Genomic DNA, 25,588 nt, shown 5'->3' with positions numbered 1-25,588 from the left:
CTGGATTTTGCGGCGTTGCCGCCGGAGATCAATTCTTCCCGGATGTATGCGGGCGCGGGGTCGGCGCCATTGGTCACGGCCGCGGCGGCCTGGGAAAAATTGGCGTCCGAGTTGTCGGCGGCCGCCGCCTCGTATCGCGCTGTGGTGGCACAGCTCAGCGGTGGGCCGTGGGTGGGCCCGTCGTCAAGCGTCATGGCCGCCGCGGCGGCGCCCTATGTGTCGTGGATGAATACCACCGCGGCTCAGGCGCAGCAGACCGCCGCGCAGCTGGGCTCGGCGGTGGCGGCTTACGAGGCGGCGTACGCGGCCACCGTGCCGCCGCCGGAGATCGAGGTGAACCGGGCGTTGTTGGCCGCACTGGTCGCGACCAACCTGCTCGGGCAGAACACGCCGGCGATCGCGGCCACCGAGGCGCAGTACTCCGAGATGTGGGCCCAGGACGCCGCCGCGATGTACGGCTACGCCGGCGCCTCGGCGGCGGCCACCAGGCTGACGCCCTTCGCCGCACCGCCGCAGACCACCAACCAGTCCGGGACGACCAACCAAGACTCCGCCGTCGTGAAGGCCATGGCGACCGGCGGCTCGAACACCACGTCGACGCTGTCCAATATCCCGAACCTGCTCCAGAATTCGTCGACGGGCGCCACCGGGTCGTCGGCCTCGTCCGCCGGATCGGGTTCGCTGGTGGATCTTTTCAACAACTTCAGCGAAAACACGATCGGCTACCAGATCCTCTCCGAGGGTCTGAACTTCGACGCCTCCGGTGCCTTGTTGACCCTCGCCCCGCCGGTGGCCGCGGCCTGGAATCCGTTGGTCAATTCGCTTTCGGCACCGGCGAGTGCGGCCTCCCAGGTATCCGGTGGCGCGGGATCCGGCTCCGCCCTGGTGAATGCGTCCGGTTCCGGGGCGGGCGCCTCGCCGGGGGTGTCAGCGGGCCTGGGCGAGGCGGCGTCGGTCGGCAAGTTGTCGGTCCCGTCATCGTGGGGCACGTCGCCGGCGATCCGCCTGGCCGCCACCGCCCTGCCGAGCCCGGGGCTCGACGGTCTGCCGCATGCCGGCGCCGTCGCGCCGGGCTTCTACGGCGGCATGCCCCCGATGGGGCCGGTGGCCAGCGTCGTCAACGCGCCGCGCGGCGAGCAGGGGCGTCTGCGCGCGGGCGCGCGCCACAAGGTGATTCCCGCGCTGGGCGGCGAGACCGGGATGCAAGACGATCCCGCGGGCCGCTGGGTCGCAGCGAATGCCGCCGCAGAGGACGGCGGCGGCTCCAGCGAACGCGAAGAGCTCATCGCGCTGCGTAAGGCGATGGCCGACGTCACCCGACAGCGAGATGTCCTCAAGCGCACGGCCGCGACCTTGATCAAGGAGGCGACGCAGAAGTAGCGAGCCGACAGGCACCCCTCTTTTCTCGACGACGATTGGAATCAGTGCAGATGTTCTTCACAAAGCCGGCCAAACGGTCCCCGGTGGGCTGGGAAGGCGATTTGGCCGTCGACCCGAAACCGATTGCGGCGCAGCGCGAAAAGCGAGCCGCCAGTTCGGTGTCGGACCCCGCCGATGTGACGGCACAGATCACGCCGGACGACGAGGACCTGGCCCAGCTGAAGGCCCTGGGCTTCCAGTCCGACTTCAAACGCGACATGAGCCCGTGGGCGAACTTCTCGCTGGGGTTCACCTACCTCTCACCGGTGGTCGGCATCTACACGGTGTTCGCGTTCGCGCTGTCCACCGCAGGCCCGCCGATGATCTGGAGCCTGCTGGTCGCGGGCGCCGGCCAGATGCTGGTCGCGCTGGTCTTCAGCGAGGTGGTGGCGCAGTTCCCGGTCGCCGGGGGTGTCTATCCCTGGGCGCGCCGGCTGTGGGGGCGCAAATGGGCATGGATGACCGGGTGGGTATACATGTTCACGCTGCTGGCACTTCTCGCGGACGCCGCCTACGGCGCGGGCCCCTATGTCGCAGACGTGTTCGGCTTCAAGCCTTCTCCGCATGCCACGGTGCTGTGCGCGCTCGTCATGCTGGCCCTGGCCACCGCCATCAATCTCACCGGCACCAAGATCCTCGGCTATTTCGCCATCTTCGGTTTCAGCGCCGAACTGATCGGCGCCATCGTGGTCGGCGTCTGGCTGCTGTTGACCCAGCGCCATCACAACCTCGGCGTGCTGTTCCATACCTTCGGCGCGCAGGGGCACCACAGTTACATGTACGCCTTCCTGGCCGCCAGCCTGATCGCGCTGTACCAGTTCTTCGGTTTCGAGGCCTGCGGCGACGTCGCCGAGGAGGTCCGCAATCCCGGCGTGCAGATCCCAAAGGCCATGCGTCGCACCATCTACGTCGGCGGTTCGGCGGCCACCTTCGTCTGCCTGAGCCTCATCCTCTCGGTCACCGACTTCGGCGCGGTGATCAGCGGCAAGGACCGCGATCCCATCGACACGATCCTGAAGACGGCGTTCGGGGGCGTCGGCGCCAAGATCGTCCTGTGCATCGTGTTGATCTCGTTCGTGTCGTGCGCGTTGAGCCTGCAGGCGGCCGCCAGCCGGCTCATCTACTCCTATGGCCGCGACGACATGATCGTCGGCTCGAAGCTGTTGGCGCGCTTCGACCAGAAGCGACACGTGCCGCCCTACTCTCTGCTGATCGCGGTCATCATCCCGGCCGTGTTGATCGTGGGGTCGCTGATCTCCAGCGACGCGCTCACCAAGCTGGTCAGCTTCGGTTCGGTCGGTGTCTACATCGCTTTCCAGATGGTGGTGCTGGCGGCGCTGCGCGCACGGATCAAGGGTTGGGTGCCCACCGGGAAGTACCGCCTGGGCCGGTGGGGGGTGCCCGTCAACATCGGCGCGCTGATCTACGGGGTGGCGGCCATCGTCAACCTCGCCTGGCCGCGGGAGCCCTATCAGCCTTGGTACGACGACTACATCATTCTGCTGATGTCGGTGACCATCATCGCCCTGGGGATTCTCTACCTGGTGTTCACCCGGGCCCACGCCAAGAGCGACGCGCCCCATGCCGACGCCATTCCGGAACCGGCCCGAGGATAGTTGCGGCCCAACGGGTTCAGGACACGAAGAGCGGACGTTCCCGTTCGGCGTGGCGTTGTGCGAGCGTGTCGAGCAACGGATCGGACAAGTCGGCCAGCCCGGTAGCCGCTTCGACGGCGGCACGCTCGCACAGGCCCGCCAGCCGAAACGTGCACGCCGCAACGTCGGCCGGATCCAGAGCCAGCAGCCGCTGGGCGGCCGTCGCCGATCCCGTCATGGTGGTGTAGGTGATCGTCAGGGCGGTCTGCTCGGGGACCAGCCCGCTCACGGCGCCCACCCGCCCCGCCGTGACGGCGAGGTGCGGCTGGAAGCCGAGGTCGTCCCAGGGAGCGTCCGGCCAGACGCGTCGCGCCAGCCGCGCCAGCCCGCGGCCCTGGCTGCGCGACGCCTCCCGGGCGGCCGGGGCCGGCGTGCGGGCATCGGTCTCCCGGTCGGCCGCATCAGGGCTCAGCTCGCCCCGGTGGACCGCCGCGGCGATCGACGCGGTGACCAGCCCTGAGGTGCGAATCCGGCGGCGCAAGAAGGCTTCCAGCGTGTCCAGACCGGTTACCAGGCCGCTGGTGACCGCCTCCTCGACGCCGCCGGAGTGCACGTGGGCGCCGGCCGGCAGTCGGGAATCGGCCAGGGCGAGCAGCGTGGCAAGTGCGGACATGCGTCGTTAGAACAGGAAGTAGCGTTGCGCCATCGGCAATTCGTCCGGCGGGTCCTCCTGCCAGACCTCGCCGTCGATCCGCACGGTGAACGTGTCGGGGTCGACGTCGATGTCGGGCAGCGCGTCATTCAGCGGCAGGTCCGCCTTGCCGAGCCCGGTGGTATTCCCCACGGGGACAAGTCGCCGGCTGACCGCGATCCTGTCGGCCAGGCCGGCCTCGATCGCTTGCGGTGCAACGAAATGCACGGACGTCGCGGCCGCCGGCGCCGGGGCGGCGCCGAACATCGGACGCGGAAGCACCGGCTGGGGCGTCGGGATCGACGCGTTGGCGTCCCCCATCGCCGCCCACGCGAGCATGCCGCCTTTGAGCACCGCGTGCGGGCGGACCCCGAAGAACGCGGGCTCCCACAACACCAGATCCGCGAGCTTGCCCACTTCCACGGAACCGACCTCGTGGTCGAGACCGTGGGCGATCGCCGGACAGATGGTGTATTTCGCGACGTAACGGCGCGCCCTCATGTTGTCGGCGGCCTGTTTGCCCGAGGGGTCGCCGGGCAGCGCACCGCGGCGGCGCTTCATCACATGCGCGGTCTGCCAGGTGCGCAGCACCACCTCGCCGATGCGGCCCATCGCCTGTGAGTCGCTGCCGATCATCGAGATTGCGCCGATGTCGTGGAGCAGGTCTTCGGCCGCCATGGTCGACGGCCGGATCCGGCTCTCGGCGAAGGCCAAGTCCTCGGGCACTTGGGGATTGAGATGATGGCAGACCATCAGCATGTCGAGGTGTTCGTCAAGGGTGTTACGCGTGTGCGGCCGAGTCGGATTGGTGGAACTGGGCAACACATTGGGCTTGCCCGCGACGGTAATGATGTCGGGCGCGTGGCCGCCGCCTGCGCCCTCGGTGTGATAGGTGTGGATCGACCGCCCCGCGATCGCCGCCAGGGTGTCTTCGACGAACCCCATCTCGTTGAGGGTGTCGGTGTGCAGCGCTACCTGGACGCCGGCGGCGTCGGCGACGGTGAGGCAGGCGTCGATGGCCGCCGGCGTGGACCCCCAGTCCTCGTGCAGCTTGAAACCCGAAGCGCCGCCGCGTAGTTGCTCCCACAGTCCCTCGGCGCTGACCGTGTTTCCCTTACCCAGCAGTGCGAAGTTCATCGGCCAGCCGTCGAGCGCCTCGAGCATCCTCGCCAGGTGCCAGGCGCCCGGGGTCACGGTGGTGGCCTTGGTGCCCTCGGCCGGGCCGGTGCCGCCCCCGATGATCGTCGTGATCCCGGCGCCGAGCGCCTCGGCCATGAGCTGCGGGCAGATCAGGTGCACATGGCAGTCGATGGCGCCCGCGGTGACGATCCGACCGTTGCCGGCGATGACCTCGGTGGAAGGCCCGACGACCAGGTCGGGGTGCACCCCCGTCATGGTGTCGGGATTGCCCGCCTTCCCGATCGCCGAGATGCGGCCGTCACGAATCCCGATGTCGGCCTTGATGATTCCCCAATGATCGATGATGACCGCGCCGGTGATCACCGTGTCGGGTGCGCCCTCGGCCCGGGTGGCCCGCCCCTGGCCCATCGATTCGCGCAGCACCTTGCCGCCGCCGAACACCGCCTCGTCGCCGGCCAGCCCCGGTCCACCGCTGCGGTCTTCGGTGATCTCCACCAAAAGGTCGGTGTCCGCCAGCCGGATCCGGTCACCGGCAGTAGGGCCGAAAAGCTGGGCGTAGCGCTCTCGCGACAGGCTAGACATCAGGCGTCGAGCCGTCCGGGCGGGGTCAGGCTCAGGCCGTGTACTTCCCGACGGCCGCGCAACGGGACCAGCCGGACGTGTTGGGCCACACCGGGTTCGAATCGGACGGCGGTCGCCGCCGGAATGTCCAGCCGGTAACCGTGGGCGGCGGCGCGGTCGAACGAGAGCGCCGCGTTGGCCTGGGGAAGGTGGACGTGGCTGCCGACCTGTACCGGACGGTCACCGGTGTTGACGATCTGCATTCCGATCCGCTCCGCGTCCGCGTTGATGTCGATATCGCCGCTGCCGTAGAGGATTTCGCCGGGGATCATGGGATCGGGTGGTGGACGGTGACCAGCTTGGTGCCGTCAGGGAACGTCGCTTCCACCTGCACGTCGGCCAGCATTTCCGGCACCCCCTCCATGACGTCATCGCGGCTGAGCACCCGGCAGCCGCTGGCCATGAGCTCGGCGACGGTGCGGCCGTCGCGCGCTCCTTCGAGAATGTGGTCGGTGATGATGGCAACCGCCTCCGGGTGATTCAGCCGCAGGCCACGGGCGCGGCGGCGGCGTGCCAGTTCTGCGGCGTAGGACAACAGCAATCGCTCTTGTTCGTGCGGCGTGAGGAGCACGCTCTCCGATCCTGCCACGGCGCCCGGTGGCGTCGCCGCCCGGCCACGCTCAACGCCGGTCCGCCTACGCCTCGAGGTTCTGTAGCCGCACCTGCCCGCGGGCGACCACCTTGTCGTCGCCGTCGGTGATGGTGACCAACCACAGCTGTTGGCGCCTGCCGCGATGGATCGGCTCGGCCCTGCCGTACACCATGCCCGAGCCGATGGAACGCAAGAAGTCGGTGTTGTTGTTGACCCCCACCACATTCCCGCCCCCGCGGGTGGCCAGCCAGGTGTAGGCGGCCACGCTGGCCATGCTTTCGATGATCGAGCAATAGACGCCGCCGTGCACGAGGCCCATCGGCTGCAACAGCTTGGGGGTGACCTCGAGCTGCGCGCGGGCGCCGTCGGGGCTCAGTTCGGTGAATCGCAGCCCGATCTCCTGGTCGAAGGGCGCGGTGAAGTCCGTCGGGGCGGGCGTTTCGGGAGGCTGTGGCACGTTCTGTGTCTACACCATCGCTCGGGCGGCGGCCTTTGCGGCGGACGCTCGTCGGCAACGCTGCTCCAGAAACGGCGCTGCTCCAGAAACGGCTGAGCCCCGTGCCGTGGGCACGGGGCTCGCCGATCGAGTAGACCGGGGGTCACTGCAGCCCTCAGGACTCTGCCGCGGTCGTTGTCGCTCGACCCGGTTAGCATAGGCAAGGCTGCCCTAATTTCGCAAGCGTCTTTTCGGTGAAAGGGTAAGCAGCTTCGGTACGACCGTCGGTAGTACGCGGAGTAAGATGGTGTCGACGCTCAGGAGAGAACGCACTTATGGCGAAATTGACCCGGCTGGGGGATCTCGAACGCGCCGTGATGGATCACTTGTGGTCCACGGCGGAACCTCAAACGGTGCGCCAGGTCCACGACGCGCTGTCCGCTCGACGCGACCTTGCCTATACGACGATCATGACCGTCCTGCAACGGCTGGCCAAGAAGAACCTGGTCTCCCAGATCCGCGACGACCGCGCCCACCGATACGCGCCCGTGCACGGCCGCGACGAGTTGGTCGCCGGGCTCATGGTGGACGCGTTGGCCCAGGCGGAGGACTCCGGCGGCAGGCAGGCCGCACTGGTGCACTTCGTGGAGCGGGTGGGCGCGGACGAGGCGGACGCGCTTCGGCGAGCGCTCGCCGAACTGGAAGCCAGTCAACGCAACAACGCGCCATCCACTGGCGCGCCGGTGGAGGACTGAGGGAGACTGGCAGCGTGTCCGCGCTGGCCTTCACCATCCTCGCGGTGCTGCTGGTCGGCCCCGTGCCGGCCTTGTTGGCACATGCGAGCTGGCCGCTGCGCGCGCCCCGCGCCGCGATGGTGTTGTGGCAGGCCGTCGCGTTGGCCGCGGTCCTCTCGGCGTTCAGCGCCGGCATCGCGATCGCCACTCGGCTGCTGATGCCCGGTCCCGACGGCCGGCCCACCGCGACCATCGTCGGCGACGCCGGCCGGCTCGGCTGGCCGCTGTGGACGGCATACATCAGTGTTTTCGCGTTGACGGTGCTGGTCGGTGTCCGATTGATGGTCGCGGTTGTCCGGGTGGCCATCGCGAACCGGCGGCGGCGCGCCCATCACCGCATGGTGGTCGATCTCGTCGGGGTCGGGCACGATGCGGCGCTCTCCCAGCCCTGTGCCCGCACGCGCGACCTGCGCGTACTGGACGTTGCGCAGCCGCTGGCCTACTGCCTGCCCGGGGTGCGCAGCCGGGTGGTGGTCAGCGAGGGCGCGCTGAACACGCTCGACGATGCGGAGGTCTCGGCGATCCTCACCCACGAGCGGGCTCATCTGCGCGCCCGGCACGACCTGGTTCTGGAAGCCTTCACCGCGGTGCACGCCGCATTCCCGCGGCTGGTGCGCAGCGCGAACGCGCTCGGCGCGGTGCAGCTGCTCGTCGAATTGCTCGCCGACGACGCCGCCGTGCGCGCGGCGGGTCGCGCTCCCCTGGCGCGGGCGCTGGTCGCCTGCGCGGCCGGGCGGGCGCCGTCGGGCGCGTTGGCCGCGGGCGGCGCGAGCACGGTGGTCCGCGTGCGCCGGCTCTGCGGGTGTGGCAACAGCTGGGCGTTGTCGGCCGCCGCATACCTCGCCGCGGTCGCCGTGTTCGTGGTGCCGACCGTCGCGTTGGCCGTACCGTGGCTCACCGAGCTGCGCCGGCTGTTCAACCTCTGACCCGGTACGGCCGCCATCACCCCGGGCGGGCACATGTCCGCTGTGCCACAGTGTGACGGAAAGCTTTTCGGCAAAGTTCTCCGACTTGAGAGGCGAAGACATGGGTTCGTCGGATACCGCCCCTGGTTCCAAGACCGCTACCGCGCAGATCGGCGTGACCGGTCTGGCGGTGATGGGGTCGAACATCGCGCGCAATTTCGCCCGGCACGGCTACACCGTGGCGCTGCACAACCGGTCGGTCGCCAAGACCGACGCGCTGCTCAAAGAGCACGGTGACGAGGGCACGTTCGTGCGGTCGGAGACCATCGCGGAATTCCTGGACGCCTTGGAGAAGCCGCGCCGGGTGCTCATCATGGTCAAGGCCGGCGACCCCACCGACGCCGTCATCAACGAGCTCGCCGACGCCATGGAAGAAGGCGACATCATCATCGACGGCGGCAACGCCCTCTACACCGACACGATTCGCCGCGAGAAGGCGATGCGCGAACGGGGCCTGCACTTCGTGGGGGCCGGAATCTCGGGCGGGGAGGAGGGCGCGCTCAACGGCCCGTCGATCATGCCGGGTGGCCCCGCCGAGTCGTACAAGTCGCTGGGCCCGCTGCTCGAGGAGATCTCCGCCCACGTCGACGGCGTCCCGTGCTGCACCCACATCGGCCCCGACGGCGCCGGTCACTTCGTCAAGATGGTGCACAACGGGATCGAGTACTCCGACATGCAGCTCATCGGCGAGGCCTACCAGCTGCTGCGCGACGCCCTCGGCAAGACCGCCGACGAGATCGCCGACGTGTTCGACGAGTGGAACTCCGGCGACCTGGACAGCTTCCTCGTCGAGATCACCGCCCAGGTCCTGCGCCAGCAGGATGCCAAGACGGGCAAGCCGCTCGTCGACGTCATTCTCGACGAGGCCGAGCAGAAGGGCACCGGCCGCTGGACGGTCAAGTCGGCCCTGGACCTCGGCGTTCCGGTCACCGGTATCGCCGAGGCGGTGTTCGCCCGCGCGCTGTCGGGTTCGGTGACCCAGCGCAAGGCCACCACGGGGTTGGCGTCTGGCGAGCTGGGCGCCAAGCCGGCTGACACCAAGCAATTCGTGGAGGACGTGCGGCAAGCCCTGTACGCGTCGAAGATCATCGCCTACGCCCAGGGGTTCAACCAGATTCAGGCCGGCAGCGCCGAATACGACTGGGGCATCACGCCGGGCGACCTGGCCACCATCTGGCGCGGCGGCTGCATCATCCGGGCCAAGTTCCTCAACCGCATCAAGGACGCGTTCGACCAAGACCCCGACCTGCCGACGCTGATCGTCGCGCCCTACTTCCGCACCGCGATCGAGGCCGCGATCGACGGTTGGCGCCGCGTCGTCGTGACCGCCACGCAGCTGGGCATCCCGATCCCGGGCTTCTCCTCCGCGCTGTCCTACTACGACGCCCTGCGCACCGAGCGGCTGCCCGCAGCGCTGACCCAGGGTTTGCGCGATTTCTTCGGCGCGCACACCTACGGCCGCATCGACGACGACCCGGACAAGCGCTTCCACACCTTGTGGAGCGCGGACCGCAGCGAAGTACCCGCCTAGCGGGTACTCCGAAGGACACGAGGGGGCGCAGCGACAGCGATGAGATTTCTCGACGGGCATCGGCCGGGTTACGACCTGACCTACAACGACGTCTTCGTCATGCCGAACCGCTCGGAGGTCGCGTCGCGCTTCGATGTCGACCTGTCCACCCATGACGGGTCGGGTACCACCATCCCCGTGGTGGTCGCCAACATGACCGCGGTGGCCGGGCGGCGGATGGCCGAGACGGTCGCTCGGCGGGGCGGTCTGGTCATCCTGCCGCAGGACATCCCGATCACCGCGGTGCAGCAGACAGTCGAGTTCGTCAAGAGCCGGGATCTGGTTCTCGACACCCCGGTCGTGCTGGCGCCCGACGACTCGGTGTCCGATGCCACCGCGCTGATCCACAAGCGCGCGCACGGGGTCGCCGTCGTCGTCTTCGAGGGCCGCCCGATGGGCTTGGTGAGCGAAGCGAGCTGCCTGGGCGTGGACCGATTCACCCGGGTGCGCGACGTGGCCATCACCGATTTCGTCACCGCCCCGGTCGGCACCGATCCGCGCAAGGTCTTCGACCTGCTCGAGCACGCGCCGATCGGGGTCGCGGTGGTGACGAACGCGGACGGGACGCTGGCGGGCGTGCTGACCCGCACCGGGGCCGTCAGGACGGGCCTCTACACCCCGGCGGTGGACACCGGCGGCCGGCTGCGGGTGGGCGCGGCCGTCGGCATCAACGGCGACGTGGGGGCCAAGGCGCGCTCGCTGGCCGAGGCCGGCGTCGACCTGCTGGTCGTCGACACCGCACACGGGCACCAGGTCAAGACGCTCGACGCGATCCGCACGGTCGCCTCCCTCGACCTCGGGGTGCCGCTGGTGGCGGGCAACGTCGTCTCGGCCGAAGGCACCCGCGACCTGCTCGGCGCGGGGGCGAACATCGTCAAGGTCGGCGTCGGGCCCGGGGCGATGTGCACCACCCGGATGATGACCGCCGTGGGCCGGCCCCAATTCTCGGCCGTGGTCGAATGCGCCTCGGCGGCAAGGCAATTGGGTGGGCACGTGTGGGCCGACGGAGGCGTCCGGCACCCGCGGGACGTGGCGCTGGCGCTGGTCGCCGGGGCGTCCAACGTGATGATCGGGTCGTGGTTCGCCGGGACCTACGAATCGCCCGGGGACCTGATGCGCGACCGCGAAGACCAGCCCTACAAGGAGAGCTACGGCATGGCCTCCAAACGGGCGGTGGTCGCCCGCAGCGCCGCCGACACCGCGTTCGACCGCGCCCGCAAAGCACTGTTCGAGGAAGGTATTTCAACGTCGCGCATGGGGCTGGACCCCGACCGCGGGGGCGTCGAGGATCTGCTCGACCACATCACCTCGGGCGTGCGGAGCACGTGCACGTACGTCGGAGCCGGGAATCTGACGGAGCTGTACGAGCGGGCCGTCGTCGGGGTGCAGTCGGCCGCCGGCTTTGCCGAAGGCCATCCCCTGCCGCTGGGTTGGTGACCGCCGGGTCACGCGTCGGCGGAGGGGCGTCGCAGCGCGTACAGCGACATGCGCCGGTTTGTCGTTTCGTGCTCGCCGAGGAACTCACATCCGGCCTCCTCGCACAGCCGGCGCGCCGCGGCGTTGCGGTGATCGGGATCGAACATGATGCGGCGGCAGCGGGGCTCGGCGGAGAAGACGCTGGCGACGATCCGCGGCAACAGCATCAGGCCCAGTCCCCGGTTCACCAGGGCCGGGTCGGCGATGGCGGCGTGCAGCCCGAGGTCATAGGGCTCGGCGTCGTAGTGCTCTGAAATCAGATCCTTTGCCCCCCAATACAATTCGAGGTACGCAAAATCCCTGCCGCGGATGCTTCCCACCAGCGGAAGCGAGTACGTTCCGTCGAGTTGTGCGCCCAGGTGCCGCTTCCATCGGGGGGTCGGCCAGTCGTATTCCCAGGCCGCCGCCAGGTGCGGAAGGTTCATCCATTCCGACACCATGGCCGCGTCGTCGCGCTCCGCGACGCGCAGCGCGAAGGGCGGATCCAGCGCGGGAAGCGGCGGCCGGCCCATGCGGGCGATCTCGTCGGTGAGGTAGAGGCGCTCGCGGGGCAGGACGTGGGCCGATCGGGTTTCGGGTGGGGCTTCGGACGCCATAGTGCGCAGCGTAGCTGGGTAAGGTTAGGCAACCCATAGTCGGGTCGCCCGGGCGCGGCGGTGCCCACGGCTTCCCGAAAACGGTGGTCGACCGGGGGCGGGGGGCGATCCGGCTACCATAAATCAGCAACGACGGAGGCGACCGCGTCCGCACCGGCTTTTCAGGCAGCGAAGGGATCGACGTGCCGCAGGCACCCATGCAGGTCATGGGCTTTCGGGCGCGGCGGTCGCCGGACGAATCGCCCGATGCGGAGCCTCCCCCGGCCGTTCGGACATGGCCATCCGGCGGTGGTGATCGATGAACGCCACTGTCACCGTGATCAGCGTCGTGGCCATCGCCGTGCTCATCTTCGGCAACGCGGTCTTCGTCGCCGCCGAGTTCTCGCTCACGACGCTGGACCGCAGCGCAGTGGAGGCCAACGCCCGCGGCGGCGGACGTCGCGACCGCGCGATCAGGCGCGCGCACCACAACTTGTCGTTTCAGCTGTCCGGCGCCCAATTGGGCATCTCCGCAACCACACTGGCGGCCGGTTACCTGACCGACCCGATGCTGGCCAACCTGCCACACCCGTGGTTCGACGCGATGGGGATTTCAGACCGGGCCGCCGACGCGATCATGGCGTTCCTGGCGCTGGTCATCGTCACCTCGGTGTCGATGGTGTTCGGCGAGCTGGTTCCGAAATACCTGGCCGTCGCGCGGCCGTTGTCCACCGCACGGGCCGTGGTGGGCGTTCAGCTGCTGTTCTCGCTGCTGTTCACCCCGGCGATCCGGCTCACCAACGGTGCCGCCAACTGGATCGTGCGCCGGCTGGGCATCGAGCCGGCCGAGGAGCTGCGCTCGGCGCGCTCGCCACAGGAACTGATGTCACTGGTGCGTTCCTCGGCGCGCAGCGGCTCCCTGGACGCGGCCACCGCGTCGCTGGTGCGGCGCTCACTGCAATTCGGCGCACTGACCGCCGAGGAACTGATGACGCCCCGGTCCAAGATCGTGGCGCTGCAGACCGACGACACGGTCGCCGACCTGGTGGCCGCGGCCGCCGACTCCGGGTACTCCCGATTTCCGATCGTCGACGGCGACCTCGACGAAACCGTCGGCATCGTGCACGTCAAACAGGTCCTGTCCATCCCGGCGGCCGAGCGGGCGCGCACGCTGCTGACCACGGTGGCGCAACCCGTCCCGGTGGTGCCGTCGACGCTGGACGGCGACGCGGTCATGGCCGAGATCCGCGCCAACAGCCTGCAGACCGCGATGGTCGTCGACGAATACGGCGGCACGGCGGGCATGGTGACCGTCGAGGACCTGATCGAAGAGATCGTCGGCGACGTCCGCGACGAACACGACGACGCCACCCCGGATGTGGTGGCGGCCGGCACCGGCTGGCGGGTCTCCGGCCTGTTGCGCATCGACGAGGTGGCCACCGCCACCGGCTTCCGCGCCCCGGAGGGACCGTACGAGACCATCGGCGGGCTGGCGCTGCGCGAATTCGGCCACATCCCGGTTGCCGGCGAGACGGTGAAGCTGCCGGCCTTGGACGCCGACGGGCTGCTGGACACCTCGCTGCCCTGGCAAGCGACCGTGATCAGGATGGACGGCCGTCGCATCGACCTGCTGGAGTTGACCGAGCTGCACGGTCACGGCGAAGGCCCGGCGGCAGGGGGGCACCGATGAGCGACCCGATGGGCGTGTTGCTGGCGGTCCTGCTGATCGGCGCGAACGCCTTCTTCGTGGGGGCGGAATTCTCGCTGATCTCGGCCCGGCGTGACCGCCTCGAAGCGCTGGCCGAACAGGGCAAGGCCCGCGCGGTCACCGTCATGCGCGCCGGAGAACAGCTGCCGGCCATGCTGGCCGGGGCCCAGCTCGGGGTCACGGCCGCGTCGCTGCTGCTCGGGCGGATCGGCGAGTCGGCGGTCTCCAGCCTGCTGCGCACGGCGCTGGGGCTCACGGGCATTCCGCCGGCGCTGTTGCACACGTTGTCGTTCGCGATCGCGCTGGCGATCGTGGTGACGCTGCACGTGTTGCTCGGCGAGATGGTGCCCAAGAACATCGCGCTGGCCGGTCCGGAGCGCACGGCGATGCTGCTGGTGCCGCCCTACCTGGCCTATGTGCGCGCCGCGCGGCCGTTCATCGTGTTCTACAACAAGTGCGCCAGCGTGGTGGTGCGCGCGCTGGGCGTGGAACCCAAGGGAGAGCTGGAGATCGCCGTCTCCCCCGTCGAGCTGAGCGAGATGATCGCCGAGTCGGTCTCGCAGGGCCTGCTGGACCGCGAGGAACACACCAGGCTGACCCGGGCGCTGCAGATCGGCACCAGGGTGGTCGGCGACGTGGCGGTCCCGCTCGCCGAGGTGCACGCGGTGTCGGTGGCCGCGGCGGGCAGCGGCCCGACCGTCGGGGCCGTCGAGCAAGCCCTGGCCCAGACCGGCTACTCGCGGTTTCCGGTGGCCAACGTCAACGGCGAGTTCATCGGCTACCTGCACATCAAGGACATGCTGACCCTCGGCGACGACCCTGACACGGTGATCGACCTCGCGATGGTGCGCCCCCTTCCGCGGCTGCCCAAGTCGCTGCCCCTGGCCGACGCGTTATCCCGGATGCGCCGCAGCAACAGCCATCTGGCGCTGGTCACCGACGCCGGCGGCGACGTGGTCGCGATGGTGGCGATGGAAGACCTGGTCGAGGACCTCGTCGGCACGATGCGCGACGCGTAGGGCTACTGGTCGCCGGGTCGGTCGGCGGGGAGCCCGTATGATTTCAACGGCTACCAGTCAAGAAAGTGCTGGAGGGCGCAGGATCACCGGCGCGTCGAGGCGTTGCTGGGACTTGATCCCCGGGCTCGCCGCAGCGGCATGGGTTTCAGCTGTCAGCGCGGTCTGACCTGGTGTGGTAAATCGGGCGGATACGCTCGCCGGGCTGCTGCTCGGTACGCTGAAGGCATTGCCGCTCCGAGCCAATGGCGGCTTGAAGAGGCTTCATTATGGAGGAGAAACATGACTGATCGCGTGTCGGCGGGGAACCTGCGCGTCGCCCGAGTGCTCTACGACTTCGTGAACAACGAGGCCCTGCCCGGCACCGACATCGACCCCGACAGCTTCTGGGCCGGGGTCGACAAAGTCGTCACCGACCTCACCCCGAAGAACCGCGACCTGCTGAACCGCCGCGATGAGCTGCAGGCCCAGATCGACAAGTGGCACCGGCAACGCGTGATCGAGCCGTTCGACGTCGACGCGTACCGGCAGTTCATCACCGAAATCGGTTATCTGCTGCCCGAACCCGAGGACTTCACGATCACGACCTCGGGTGTCGACGACGAGATCACCACGACCGCGGGCCCGCAGCTGGTGGTGCCGGTGCTCAACGCCCGGTTCGCGCTGAACGCGGCGAACGCGCGCTGGGGGTCGCTGTACGACGCCCTCTACGGAACCGACGTCATCCCCGAGAGCGACGGCGCCGAAAAGGGCACCAGCTACAACAAGGTTCGCGGCGACAAGGTCATCGCCTACGCGCGCAACTTCCTCGACGAGGCGGTGCCGCTGGAAGCCGGCTCCTGGGCCGACGCGACGGGACTGTCCGTCGAAGGCGGCCGGCTGAAGGTCGCGACCGCCGACGGTTCCGTCGGCCTGGCCAGCCCGGAGAAGTTCGCCGGTTACGCCGGCGAGCTCGGCTCCCCCGACTGGTCGGTGCTCCTGGTCAATCACGGCCTGCACATCGAGATCCTCGTCGACCCCGAGTCGCCCGTCGGCAAGACCGACCGCGCCGGCATCAAGGACGTGGTCCTGGAATCGGCCGTCACCACAATCATGGACTTCGAGGACTCGGTGGCCGCCGTCGACGCCGACGACAAGGTGCTGGGCTACCGCAACTGGCTCGGGCTGAACAAGGGCGACCTGTCCGAAGAGGTCGCCAAGGACGGCAAGACCTTCACCCGGGTGCTGAACCAGGACCGCACCTACACCACGCCCGACGGCGAGGGCCAGCTGACCCTGCCGGGTCGCAGCCTGCTGTTCGTCCGCAACGTCGGGCATCTGATGACCAACGACGCCATAGTCAGGAGCGAAGGCGACGAAGAAATAGAGGTGTTCGAGGGCATCATGGACGCGCTGTTCACCGGCCTGACCGCGATCCACGGGCTCAGGACGGGTGACGTGAACGGTCCGCTGGTCAACAGTCGCACCGGGTCCATCTACATCGTCAAGCCCAAGATGCACGGCCCCGACGAGGTCGCGTTCACCTGCGAGTTGTTCAGCCGCGTCGAGGACGTCCTGGGCCTGCCGCAGGCCACCCTCAAGGTCGGCATCATGGACGAGGAGCGGCGCACCACCGTCAACCTCAAGGCGTGCATCAAGGCCGCGGCCGACCGCGTCGTGTTCATCAACACCGGCTTCCTGGACCGCACCGGCGACGAGATCCACACGTCGATGGAGGCCGGCCCGATGATCCGCAAGGGTGCCATGAAGAACACCACGTGGATCAAGGCCTACGAGGACGCCAACGTCGACATCGGCCTGGCCGCCGGCTTCAAGGGCAAGGCGCAGATCGGCAAGGGCATGTGGGCGATGACCGAGCTGATGGCCGACATGGTCGAGCAGAAGATCGGCCAGCCCAAGGCGGGCGCGACCACCGCGTGGGTGCCCTCGCCGACGGCGGCCACCCTGCACGCGATGCACTACCACTACGTCGACGTCGGCGCCGTGCAGGAGGAGCTGGCGGGCAAGAAGCGCACCAGCATCGAGGAATTGCTGACCATTCCGCTGGCCAAGGAACTGGCCTGGGCTCCCGAGGAGATCCGTGAGGAGGTCGACAACAACTGCCAGTCGATCCTCGGCTACGTGGTGCGCTGGGTCGCCCAGGGCGTCGGCTGCTCGAAGGTGCCCGACATTCACGACGTGGCTCTCATGGAAGACCGTGCCACGCTGCGGATCTCGAGCCAGTTGCTGGCCAACTGGCTGCGCCACGGCGTGATCACCGAGGAGGACGTGCGGGCCAGCCTGGAGCGGATGGCGCCGCTGGTGGACGAGCAGAACGCCAAGGATGCGGCCTACCTGCCGATGTCGCCCGACTTCGACGACAGCCCGGCATTCCTGGCCGCCCAGGACCTGATCCTGACCGGGACGCAGCAGCCCAACGGCTACACCGAGCCGATCCTGCATCGCCGCCGGCGCGAAGCCAAGGCTCGCGCGGCGCAATCACATTGAGTTCGGGCGTTGATCGGGCTCGCCACGCATCGATCCCGCAGGTGACTAAGATCAGCGGCGGGTTGACGACAAGTCGGACGGATCAACGGAAAGGCGACGGGCACCACTATGGGTAGGCACAGTTTGCCCGACCCTGAGGACTCCGCCGACGAGCCCTACCGAAGCGGGGAGACGGACGACCATCACCCGGACTCCGTCGCCGACGACTACCCGGACGAGGGTCACTATCCGCCCGACGAGGACCTCTCGGCCGACGACTACTCCACCGGGGAAGACCTCTACGCCGAGGACGCGTTCGAAGACGGCACCGCCGACGAGTACCCGGACTTCCCGCCGCGGCGGCCGGGGCCGGCGGCGTCGGAGCCGCCGGCCTCCTCGCCGTCGATGTTCAGCCGCGGCCACCGCGGACTCGGCGATTGGCGCGGCGGTCATCGCAGCGAGGGCGGGCGCCGCGGGGTCAGCATCGGCGTGATCGTGGCCCTCGTCGCCGTCATCGTGGTGGTGGGCACCGTGATCCTGTGGAGCTTCTTCGGTGACGCGCTGTCCGACCGCTCGCACAGGGCCGCCGGGCGCTGCGTGGGCGGCAAGGAGACGGTCGCCGTCGTCGCCGACCCGTCGATCGCCGACGCGGTGCGGCAGTTCGCGGAAAGCTACAACTCCTCGGCCGGCCCCGTCGGCGACCACTGCATGGAGGTAAGCGTCAAACCGGCGGGCTCCGACGCCGTCCTGAACGGTTTCATCGGCAAGTGGCCTGCCGAGTTGGGTGGGCAGCCGGCGTTGTGGATCCCGGGCAGCTCGGTCTCGACCGCGCGGCTCGCCGGGGCAACGGCGCAGAAGACGATCACCGACAGCCGCTCGCTGGTGACGTCGCCGGTGGTACTGGCCGTCCGGCCGGAACTCGCGTCAGCCCTCGGCAGCCAGAACTGGGCGGCGCTGCCCGGGCTGCAGACCAACCCCACCGGGCTGGCCGGCCTGAACCTGCCGGCGTGGGGGTCGCTGCGGCTGGCCGTGCCGACGAACGGCAACGGCGACGCGGCGTTCCTGGCCGGGGAAGCGGTAGCGGCGGGCACGGTGCCCCCCGGCGCACCCGCGACACAGGGCACCGGCGCGGTCCGCACGTTGCTGAGCGCCCAACCCAAACTGGCCGACAACTCGCTGACCGAGGCGATGAACGCGCTGCTCAAGCCCGGTGACCCGGCGACCGCGCCGGTGCACGCGGTGATCACCACCGAGCAGCAACTGTTCCAGCGCGGGCAGTCGCTGCCAGACGCCAAGGGCGCGTTGGCTTCCTGGCTACCGCAGGGACCCGTTCCGGTCGCCGACTACCCCACGGTGCTGCTGAGCGGCTCGTGGCTGACCCGGGAGCAGACCTCGGCGGCCAGCGAGTTCGCCCACTTCATGCGCAAGCCCGACCAACTCGCCAAGCTGGCCAAGGCCGGCTTCCGGGTCGACGGCGTCACGCCGCCGAGCAGCCCGGTCACCACGTTCCCAGCGCTGCCGCCGACGTTGTCGGTGGGTGATGACGCGATGCGCGCCACCCTGGCCGAGGCGATGGCGGCTCCGTCGAGCGGGCTGGCGGCGACCATCATGCTCGACCAGTCGATGCCCGGCCAGGAAGGCGGGAAGTCCCGGCTGGCGAACGTGATCGCGGCGCTTGAGGACAAGATCAAGGCGTTGCCGCCCACCGCCGTGGTGGGGTTGTGGACGTTCGACGGTCATGAGGGTCGGTCCGAGGTGCCCGGTGGGCCGCTGGGCGACCCCGTCAACGGCCAGCCGCGTCCGGCGGCGCTGGCGGCCGCGTTGGATAAGCAGTACTCGTCGCCCGGCGGCGCGGTGTCGTTCACCACCCTGCGGATGATCTACCAAGACGTGCAGGCGAATTACCGTGCGGGGCAGACGAATTCGATATTGGTCGTCACGGCGGGCCCGCACACCGACCAAAGCCTGGACGGCCCGGGGTTGCAGGATTTCATCCGCAAGAGCGCCGACCCGGCCAAACCGATCGCGGTGAACGTCATCGACTTCGGCGGCGACCCGGACCGCGCAACGTGGGAAGCCGTCGCCCGGCTCAGCGGCGGTGGCTACCAGAACCTCGCCACGTCGGCGTCCCCCGACCTCGCCGCGGCCATCAATGCCTTTCTGAGCTGACGTCTGACTACGCTCGCGGTAAGGACCGTAAGCGAACTTCGCGCGGGGTCTTCACGGTCGCGACCGCAACTTGGGGCTAGGCTCGATCGAGGTTGATTCCACGGCCCACGCTATGGGGAGCAGTGCGAGGTTCCGGAATTGAGCGCCCTCGTGTCCAACCTGGGGGCGCCTTGACGACGCGCGGGTCCGTGACGAGGGTCCCGGTGGCGCTGCGAAAGGATGATCCACGAACGCAATGACGAATCTGATTACTGGGCAGGCGCTTCCGAACGTCGTCGTCACGGGGATGGCGATGACCACCGCATTGGCCACCGATACGGAGACCACCTGGAAGCTGTTGCTCGACTGCCAAAGCGGAATCCGTGAGCTCGACGACCCGTTCGTGGAGGAGTTCGACCTGCCGGTCCGCATCGGCGGGCACCTGTTGGAGGAATTCGACAGCGAGCTGAATCCGGCCGAGCTGCGCCGGACGGGCTACCTGGCGAGAATGTCCGCCGTCGTCAACCGCCGGGCGTGGGAGAACGCCGGCGCCCCCGAGGTCGACCACAATCGCCTGCTGGTGTCCATCGGCACCGGATTCGGTTCGGGCGAGGAGCTGGTGTTCACCCGCGACACCCTGCGCGCCCGCGGCGTCAGGGCGGTCTCGCCGCTGGCTGTCAGCAAGTACATGCCCGACGCCGCCGCCCAGGCGGTGGGGCTGGAACGGCACGCCAGGGCCGGGGTGATGACACCGGTGTCGGCGTGCGCGTCGGGCTCGGAGGCGATCGCCCGCGCCTGGCAGGCCATCGTTTTCGGGGAGGCCGACGTCGCGATCTGCGGGGGCGTCGAGACCCGGATCGAGGCCGTGCCCATCGCCGCCTTCGCGAACATGCGGATCGTGATGTCGACGAACAACGCGAATCCGGCCGGGGCCTGCCGCCCGTTCGACAAGGACCGCGACGGTTTCGTGTTCGGCGAGGCCGGCGCCCTGATGGTGCTCGAGACCGAGGAACACGCCAAGGCGCGCGGCGCCCGCATCCTGGCCCGGCTGATGGGGGCCGGCGTGACCTCCGACGGCTACCACATGGTGGCGCCGGACCCGAGCGGGAAGCGCGCCGGGCACGCGATGACGCGCGCCATCCAGCTCGCGGGCCTCACACCCGACGACATCGACCACGTCAACGCCCACGCCACCGGAACGCAGATCGGTGACCTGGCCGAGGGCAAGGCCATCAACAACGCGCTGGGCGCCAACAAGCCGGCGGTGTACGCGCCCAAATCCGCGCTCGGGCATTCGGTCGGCGCGGTCGGCGCGGTGGAGTCGATCCTGACCGTGCTGGCGCTGCGCGACCAGGTCGTCCCGCCGACGTTGAACCTGGAGAACCTGGACCCCCAGATCGATTTGGACGTGGTGGCGGGGAAGCCGCGGCCGGGCAACTACCAGTACGCCATCAACAATTCATTCGGGTTCGGCGGCCACAACGTCGCCCTGGCCTTCGGCAGGTACTGAAAACACCACGAGATCGGTGTTGTCACCGTCGGCGCCTAGCATCGTGAGCGCTACCGAAGGAGCGCCATGAGCATCGATTTCACCCCCGACCCCACGCTCTATCCGTTCCAGTCGCGCTGGTTCGACAGCTCGCAGGGACGCATGCACTACATCGACGAGGGTGACGGCCCGCCGCTCCTGCTGTGCCACGGCAACCCGACGTGGAGCTTCCTGTACCGCAACATCGTCATCGCGCTGCGTGACCGGTTCCGCTGCATCGCGCCGGACTATCTGGGGTTCGGGCTTTCCGATCGACCCGCGGGGTTCGGCTATAAGGTCGACGAGCACGCCCGGGTGGTCGGCGAGTTGGTCGACCATCTCGGCCTGGACGACTTCGTGACGATGGGCCAGGACTGGGGCGGCCCCGTCAGCATGGCGGTCGCGGTGGAGCGTGCCGACCGGGTGCGCGGGGTGATCCTCGGCAACACCTGGTTTTGGCCCACCGACGAATTCACGACGAAGATGTTCAGCCGGGTGATGTCCAGTCCGCCGCTGCAATACGCGATCCTGCACCGCAACTTCTTCGTCGAACGCCTCATCCCGGCGGGCACCGAGCATCGACCCAGCGACGCGGTGATGCAGCATTACCGGGCGGTGCAGCCCAGCCCCGAGGCCCGCAGAGGCGTCGCGGAGATGCCCAAGCAGATCCTGGCCGCCGCCCCGCTACTGGCGCGACTCGCCCGGGAAGTGCCGGCCAAGCTGGGTGCCAAACCCGCCCTGTTCGTCTGGGGGATGAAGGACTTCGCGTTCCGCCCCGGCCCCACCCTTCCGCGCATGCGCGCCGCGTTTCCCGACCATGTCCTGGTCGAACTGCCCAAGGCCAAGCACTTCATCCAGGAGGACGCGCCCGATCAAATTGCGGCGGCCATCGTCGAGCGTTTCGGCTGACCCGCCTGCGCGGGCCACGCGGATTCAGGCGAAGGCGTCCACCGGCGGGCACGAGCAGACCAGGTTGCGGTCGCCGTAGGCGCCGTCGATGCGCCGCACGGGCGGCCACACCTTCGGCCGGAAGTCCTTGCCCAGCGGATAGGCGGCCTCTTCGCGCGTGTACGGGTGCTGCCAGTCGGCGACCAGCAGGCACTCGGCGGTGTGCGGCGCTCCCCGCAGCGGATTGTCGTCCACCGTCCACTCCCCCGACCCGACCCGGTCGATCTCACCGCGAATGGCGATCATGGCCTCACAGAAGGCGTCCACCTCGGTCAGGGTCTCGCTCTCGGTGGGCTCCACCATCAACGTGCCGGCCACCGGAAAACTCATCGTGGGAGCGTGAAAACCGTAGTCGGCCAAGCGCTTTGCGACGTCGTCGACCGTCACGCCGGTGGATTTGGTGATCGGCCGCAGATCCAGGATGCATTCGTGGGCGACCATGCCGTTCGCTCCGGTGTAGAGCACCGGGAAGTACTCGTCGAGCCGGCGGGCGATGTAGTTGGCCGACGCGATCGCGGTGAGCGACGCCGCGCGCAGCCCGTCGGCGCCCATCATCCTGATGTAGGCCCAGCTGATCGGCAGGATCGAGGCGGACCCGTAGGGCGCCGACGACACCGGGTGTCCCTGGGGCAACTCGGGGGCGTGCGGGTGTCCCGGCAGGAACGGGGCGAGATGTGCACGCACCGCCACGGGCCCCACTCCCGGTCCCCCGCCGCCGTGCGGGATGCAGAACGTCTTGTGCAGGTTCAGGTGGCTGACGTCGCCGCCGAACTTGCCCGGCCGGGCCAGGCCGACCAGCGCGTTGAGGTTGGCGCCGTCGACGTACACCTGGCCGCCGGCGTCGTGGACGGCCGCGCAGATCTCGGCGATGTCGTGCTCGTAGACGCCGTGGGTGGACGGGTAGGTGATCATCAGCGTCGACAACTGGTCGCCGTGCTGGGCGACCTTGGCGCGCAGGTCATCCAGGTCGACGTCGCCGTTGTCGTGGCAGGCCACCACGACCACCCGCATGCCGGCCAGGGCCGCCGACGCGGCGTTGGTGCCGTGCGCGCTGGACGGGATCAGGCAGATGTTGCGGTGCGGCTCGCCCCGGCTGGCGTGGTAGTCGTGGATGGCCAGCAGGCCCGCGTATTCGCCCTGCGAGCCGGCATTGGGCTGCAGCGAGACGGCGTCGTAGCCGGTGATGTGCACCAGCCAGGTCTCCAGGTCGCTGATGAGCCGGCGCAGGCCCGGGGTGTCCGACGCCGGGGCGAACGGATGCTGGCGGGCGAACTCCGGCCAGGTGATCGGTTCCATCTCGGCGGCCGCGTTGAGTTTCATCGTGCACGAGCCGAGCGGAATCATGCTGCGGTCCAAGGCGATATCTTTGTCCGCCAGGGTGCGCAGGTAGCGCATCATCGCCGTTTCCGTGCGGTACTGCGTGAACGCGGGATGGGTCAGGAACTCCGAGGTGCGGGTCGCGATGTCCCGGACCTCACTGGCGACGGGCTCGGCAGCCGACACGCCGAAGGCCCCCAGGACGGCCGCGACGTGGGCGTCGGTGGTGGCCTCGTCGCAGGCCACCGAGACGTGGTCGGCGTCGACGCGCCACACGTTGACGCCCTGCGCCTTGGCGGCCGCCACCACCTCGTCGGCGCGTCCGGGCACGCGAGCCAGCACGGTGTCGAAGAACTCCTCGTGCACCAGCGCGTCGCCCAGCGCGGCGGCCAGGGTCTCGGCGTGGGCGTGCACGCGGCGGGCGATCCCGGTCAGTCCGTCGGCGCCGTGATAGCTGGCGTACATGGCGGCCATGACCGCCAACAGCACCTGCGCGGTGCAGATGTTGCTGGTCGCCTTGTCCCGGCGGATGTGCTGCTCGCGGGTCTGCAGCGCCAGCCGGTAGGCCGGGGAACCGTCGGCGTCCATCGAGACGCCGACCAGCCGGCCCGGCAGCTGCCGGGCATGATTGGCGTGCACCGAGAGGTATCCGGCGTGCGGGCCGCCGAATCCCATTGGCACACCGAATCGTTGGGTCGTCCCGAACGCGACGTCGGCGCCGATGTCGCCGGGCGGAGTGAGCAGGGTGCACGCCAGCAGGTCGGCGCCGATGGCGACCAGCGCGCCCCGGTCGTGGGCCTGCTTCACCAGGGGCGCCCAGTCGGTGATGCGGCCGCTGGCGCCGGGCAGCTGGGCGAGAACGCCGAAGAATTCGCCGTCGGGAATGCCATCCCGCAGGTCGGCGGTGACGATCTCGATGCCCAGCGGACGCGCCCGCGTGGCCAGCACGGCCGCCGTCTGGGCGAACAGGTCCGCGTCCACGGCGAGCCGGTTCGACGTGCCACGCGTCGCGCGGTGCATCAGCGTCATGGCCTCGGCGGCCGCGGTGCCCTCGTCGAGCATCGATGCATTGGCGACCTCCAGTCCGGTCAGGTCGGCGACCATCGTCTGGAAATTCAGCAGTGCCTCCAGCCGGCCCTGGCTGATCTCGGGCTGGTACGGCGTGTAGGCCGTGTACCAGGCGGGGTTCTCCAGGACGTTGCGCAGCAGCACGGGCGGGGTGAGCGTGTCGTAGTAGCCCTGCCCGATCATCGAGACGGCCACCGTGTCGGCCTCGGCCAGCGCCCGCAACTCGGTCAGCGCCTCCGTTTCGGTGACGGCCGGCGGCAACTCGTCGAGACCCGGTGCCACGCCGCTGCCGGTGAGCTTGTCGAGGATGCCCGCGGGAACGGCCTTGGCGGCGAGTTCGTCCAGCGACTCGACTCCGATGACGGCCAGCATGGCCGCGACGGCCTGGGCGTCCGGTCCGATGTGGCGGGCTGCGAAAGTTGCTTGATCGGGCACTGGCGAACTCCTGGGTGTGGCATCGACAAGGCAGAGGACTACCGCCCTCTCCCTCTGTCTTCACCCGTTCGCCGGGCGCCTGAGAGATTCGGCGCCCGTTGGTGTCTGAGCGCCTTTCCCCATCGGCGGGTGCTGACCCGCGAGGGGTCGGCACCGCTTTCCAGAGGCATCGTTAACCCGCGCGGTCCGGGTGCCTGAGAGGTTAGCGGAGAGGTGTTGCTCCTTCGGCGTCCGTGGCTGGCCGCCACGAAACTCTCCCGCACGAGTGCGATGCGTGACCCAGTTTACCCGGCCGGGCCGCGCCGGTCCGCTCAGCCGATCTTGCGGTCGCGGTGCTTGCGCCGGGAGGCCAGCTCGTCTTCCGGCGCGGCGATCGACTCGCCCCCGTCGGCCCGCTCGCCGGGGAAGTCGGCGATCACGCCGGTCAGCTCCCGCATGGCGCCGGACACCGCGATGCCGAACACGCCCTGCCCGCCCTGCAGCAGGTCGACGACCTCTTCGGCCGACGTGCATTCGTAAACCGTGGTGCCGTCGGAGAACAACGTGATGTTGGCCAGGTCCTGCACGCCGCGCTGGCGCAGGTGGTCGACAGCAACCCTGATGTTGTGCAGCGAGATCCCGGTGTCGAGCAGCCGCTTGACGATCTTGAGCACCAGGATGTCCTTGAACGAGTAGAGCCGCTGGCTGCCCGAGCCCGCCGCGCTGCGGATCGACGGCACCACCAGCGACGTGCGCGCCCAGTAGTCCAGCTGGCGGTAGGTGATACCGGCGATCTGGCACGCGCTGGGGCCGCGGTAGCCGACCAGCTCGTCGGGGACGGAGTCGTCGGGGAACAGCCCGGGCTGCACGGGTGCTTCCGGTGCGGGGGTCGCGTGGTCAGCTAGGTCCAGCTGTTCTTGGCGTGGCTGCTCGCTCACGGTGCTTCCTCTCGCCGATCGCGCTTTCGTTTCCAGCTGCGTCACTGGCTGCGTCGCAGCCACGTTTGCTCGGGCCCGAGTGCTAGAGAGCTTACGCTGTTCGATAGCTACCGCACCCTTAAGTCGTGATCAAAGTATGGCCGCCGCCGGGCCAACTGGGCGC

20 protein-coding genes and 2 riboswitches are annotated in these 25,588 nt (G+C 69.2%); of the genes, 12 read left to right on the top strand and 8 right to left on the bottom strand.

Features of this window, described 5'->3' with window-relative positions:
* Positions 1-1,380 carry a PPE family protein gene (locus G6N51_RS29385; protein ID WP_438502047.1) on the top strand — a complete coding sequence of 460 codons (1,380 nt, stop codon included), beginning with the start codon at positions 1-3 and terminating at the stop codon, positions 1,378-1,380.
* A gap of 50 nt (positions 1,381-1,430) precedes the next feature.
* Positions 1,431-3,035, top strand: a complete 1,605-nt coding sequence (locus tag G6N51_RS03550) for an APC family permease (RefSeq protein WP_142275175.1) — start codon at positions 1,431-1,433, stop codon at positions 3,033-3,035.
* Positions 3,036-3,051: 16 nt separating this feature from the next.
* Here G6N51_RS03550 and G6N51_RS03545 read toward each other — a convergent pair whose 3' ends face one another.
* The 5 genes from G6N51_RS03545 to G6N51_RS03525 all read right to left on the bottom strand — a co-directional run bounded on the left by G6N51_RS03545 (position 3,052) and on the right by G6N51_RS03525 (position 6,515).
* The gene (locus G6N51_RS03545) at positions 3,052-3,687 is read right to left on the bottom strand and encodes an urease accessory protein UreF (protein ID WP_083174396.1); all 636 of its coding nucleotides are present in this window, start codon (positions 3,685-3,687) and stop codon (positions 3,052-3,054) included.
* Positions 3,688-3,693: 6 nt separating this feature from the next.
* Positions 3,694-5,427: an urease subunit alpha gene (locus G6N51_RS03540; RefSeq protein ID WP_083174393.1), complete on the bottom strand. Its 1,734-nt coding sequence runs from the start codon at positions 5,425-5,427 to the stop codon at positions 3,694-3,696.
* On the bottom strand, positions 5,427-5,738 hold the full coding sequence (locus G6N51_RS03535; protein ID WP_083174390.1) for an urease subunit beta: 312 nt from the start codon (positions 5,736-5,738) through the stop codon (positions 5,427-5,429). Before G6N51_RS03535 ends, G6N51_RS03540 begins: the two co-directional genes overlap by 1 nt.
* Entirely contained in the window at positions 5,735-6,037 is a 303-nt protein-coding gene (locus tag G6N51_RS03530) for an urease subunit gamma (RefSeq protein ID WP_083174387.1), read from the bottom strand. Before G6N51_RS03530 ends, G6N51_RS03535 begins: the two co-directional genes overlap by 4 nt.
* A 64-nt stretch (positions 6,038-6,101) precedes the next feature.
* A complete protein-coding gene (locus G6N51_RS03525) occupies positions 6,102-6,515 on the bottom strand; it encodes a PaaI family thioesterase (RefSeq protein WP_083174384.1) in 414 nt (137 codons plus the stop codon).
* A gap of 314 nt (positions 6,516-6,829) precedes the next feature.
* Between G6N51_RS03525 and G6N51_RS03520 the strand changes: the two genes are divergently transcribed.
* From G6N51_RS03520 to G6N51_RS03505, 4 genes are all read left to right on the top strand, one after another.
* Positions 6,830-7,249, top strand: coding sequence for a BlaI/MecI/CopY family transcriptional regulator (locus G6N51_RS03520; protein ID WP_083174382.1), 420 nt, complete (start codon positions 6,830-6,832; stop codon positions 7,247-7,249).
* Between the two features lie 14 nt (positions 7,250-7,263).
* Positions 7,264-8,214 (top strand): M56 family metallopeptidase, encoded by a 951-nt coding sequence (locus G6N51_RS03515; RefSeq protein ID WP_083174379.1) that lies wholly within the window; start codon positions 7,264-7,266, stop codon positions 8,212-8,214.
* Between the two features lie 100 nt (positions 8,215-8,314).
* Entirely contained in the window at positions 8,315-9,784 is a 1,470-nt protein-coding gene (gndA, locus tag G6N51_RS03510; RefSeq protein WP_083174376.1) for an NADP-dependent phosphogluconate dehydrogenase, read from the top strand.
* A gap of 39 nt (positions 9,785-9,823) precedes the next feature.
* Positions 9,824-11,260, top strand: a complete 1,437-nt coding sequence (locus G6N51_RS03505) for a GuaB1 family IMP dehydrogenase-related protein (RefSeq protein ID WP_083174373.1) — start codon at positions 9,824-9,826, stop codon at positions 11,258-11,260.
* An 8-nt stretch (positions 11,261-11,268) separates the two neighbouring features.
* Here G6N51_RS03505 and G6N51_RS03500 read toward each other — a convergent pair whose 3' ends face one another.
* Positions 11,269-11,895, bottom strand: coding sequence for a GNAT family N-acetyltransferase (locus G6N51_RS03500; RefSeq protein WP_083174370.1), 627 nt, complete (start codon positions 11,893-11,895; stop codon positions 11,269-11,271).
* Positions 11,896-12,193: 298 nt separating this feature from the next.
* Here G6N51_RS03500 and G6N51_RS03495 point away from each other — a divergent pair, with 298 nt between their 5' ends.
* The 6 genes from G6N51_RS03495 (at position 12,194) to G6N51_RS03470 (ending at position 21,649) form a co-directional block, all read left to right on the top strand.
* Complete coding sequence (locus G6N51_RS03495; RefSeq protein WP_083174367.1) at positions 12,194-13,564, top strand: hemolysin family protein; 1,371 nt, start codon at positions 12,194-12,196, stop codon at positions 13,562-13,564.
* Positions 13,561-14,601, top strand: coding sequence for a hemolysin family protein (locus tag G6N51_RS03490; RefSeq protein ID WP_083174364.1), 1,041 nt, complete (start codon positions 13,561-13,563; stop codon positions 14,599-14,601). Before G6N51_RS03495 ends, G6N51_RS03490 begins: the two co-directional genes overlap by 4 nt.
* A 279-nt stretch (positions 14,602-14,880) precedes the next feature.
* On the top strand, positions 14,881-17,085 hold the full coding sequence (locus tag G6N51_RS03485; RefSeq protein WP_083174362.1) for a malate synthase G: 2,205 nt from the start codon (positions 14,881-14,883) through the stop codon (positions 17,083-17,085).
* 108 nt (positions 17,086-17,193) lie between these two features.
* A complete protein-coding gene (locus G6N51_RS03480) occupies positions 17,194-19,233 on the top strand; it encodes a substrate-binding domain-containing protein (protein ID WP_083174359.1) in 2,040 nt (679 codons plus the stop codon).
* Between the two features lie 235 nt (positions 19,234-19,468).
* Positions 19,469-20,722 (top strand): 3-oxoacyl-ACP synthase KasB, encoded by a 1,254-nt coding sequence (gene kasB / locus G6N51_RS03475; RefSeq protein WP_083174356.1) that lies wholly within the window; start codon positions 19,469-19,471, stop codon positions 20,720-20,722.
* Positions 20,723-20,788: 66 nt separating this feature from the next.
* Positions 20,789-21,649 (top strand): haloalkane dehalogenase, encoded by an 861-nt coding sequence (locus G6N51_RS03470; protein ID WP_083174353.1) that lies wholly within the window; start codon positions 20,789-20,791, stop codon positions 21,647-21,649.
* A 24-nt stretch (positions 21,650-21,673) separates the two neighbouring features.
* Here G6N51_RS03470 and gcvP read toward each other — a convergent pair whose 3' ends face one another.
* Together gcvP and G6N51_RS03460 are read right to left on the bottom strand one after the other, a co-directional pair.
* On the bottom strand, positions 21,674-24,508 hold the full coding sequence (gene gcvP, locus G6N51_RS03465) for an aminomethyl-transferring glycine dehydrogenase (protein ID WP_163750633.1): 2,835 nt from the start codon (positions 24,506-24,508) through the stop codon (positions 21,674-21,676).
* 44 nt (positions 24,509-24,552) lie between these two features.
* Positions 24,553-24,678, bottom strand: a riboswitch (glycine riboswitch).
* 2 nt (positions 24,679-24,680) lie between these two features.
* Positions 24,681-24,778: riboswitch (glycine riboswitch) on the bottom strand.
* A gap of 41 nt (positions 24,779-24,819) precedes the next feature.
* The gene (locus G6N51_RS03460) at positions 24,820-25,425 is read right to left on the bottom strand and encodes a MerR family transcriptional regulator (protein WP_083174348.1); all 606 of its coding nucleotides are present in this window, start codon (positions 25,423-25,425) and stop codon (positions 24,820-24,822) included.
* Positions 25,426-25,588: the final 163 nt, after the last annotated feature.

The organism is Mycobacterium paraseoulense (assembly GCF_010731655.1).
Taxonomy (GTDB): Bacteria; Actinomycetota; Actinomycetes; order Mycobacteriales; family Mycobacteriaceae; genus Mycobacterium; species Mycobacterium paraseoulense.
Note: the sequence above shows the minus strand (reverse complement) of the source record. Positions and strands in the feature narration are given on the sequence as shown.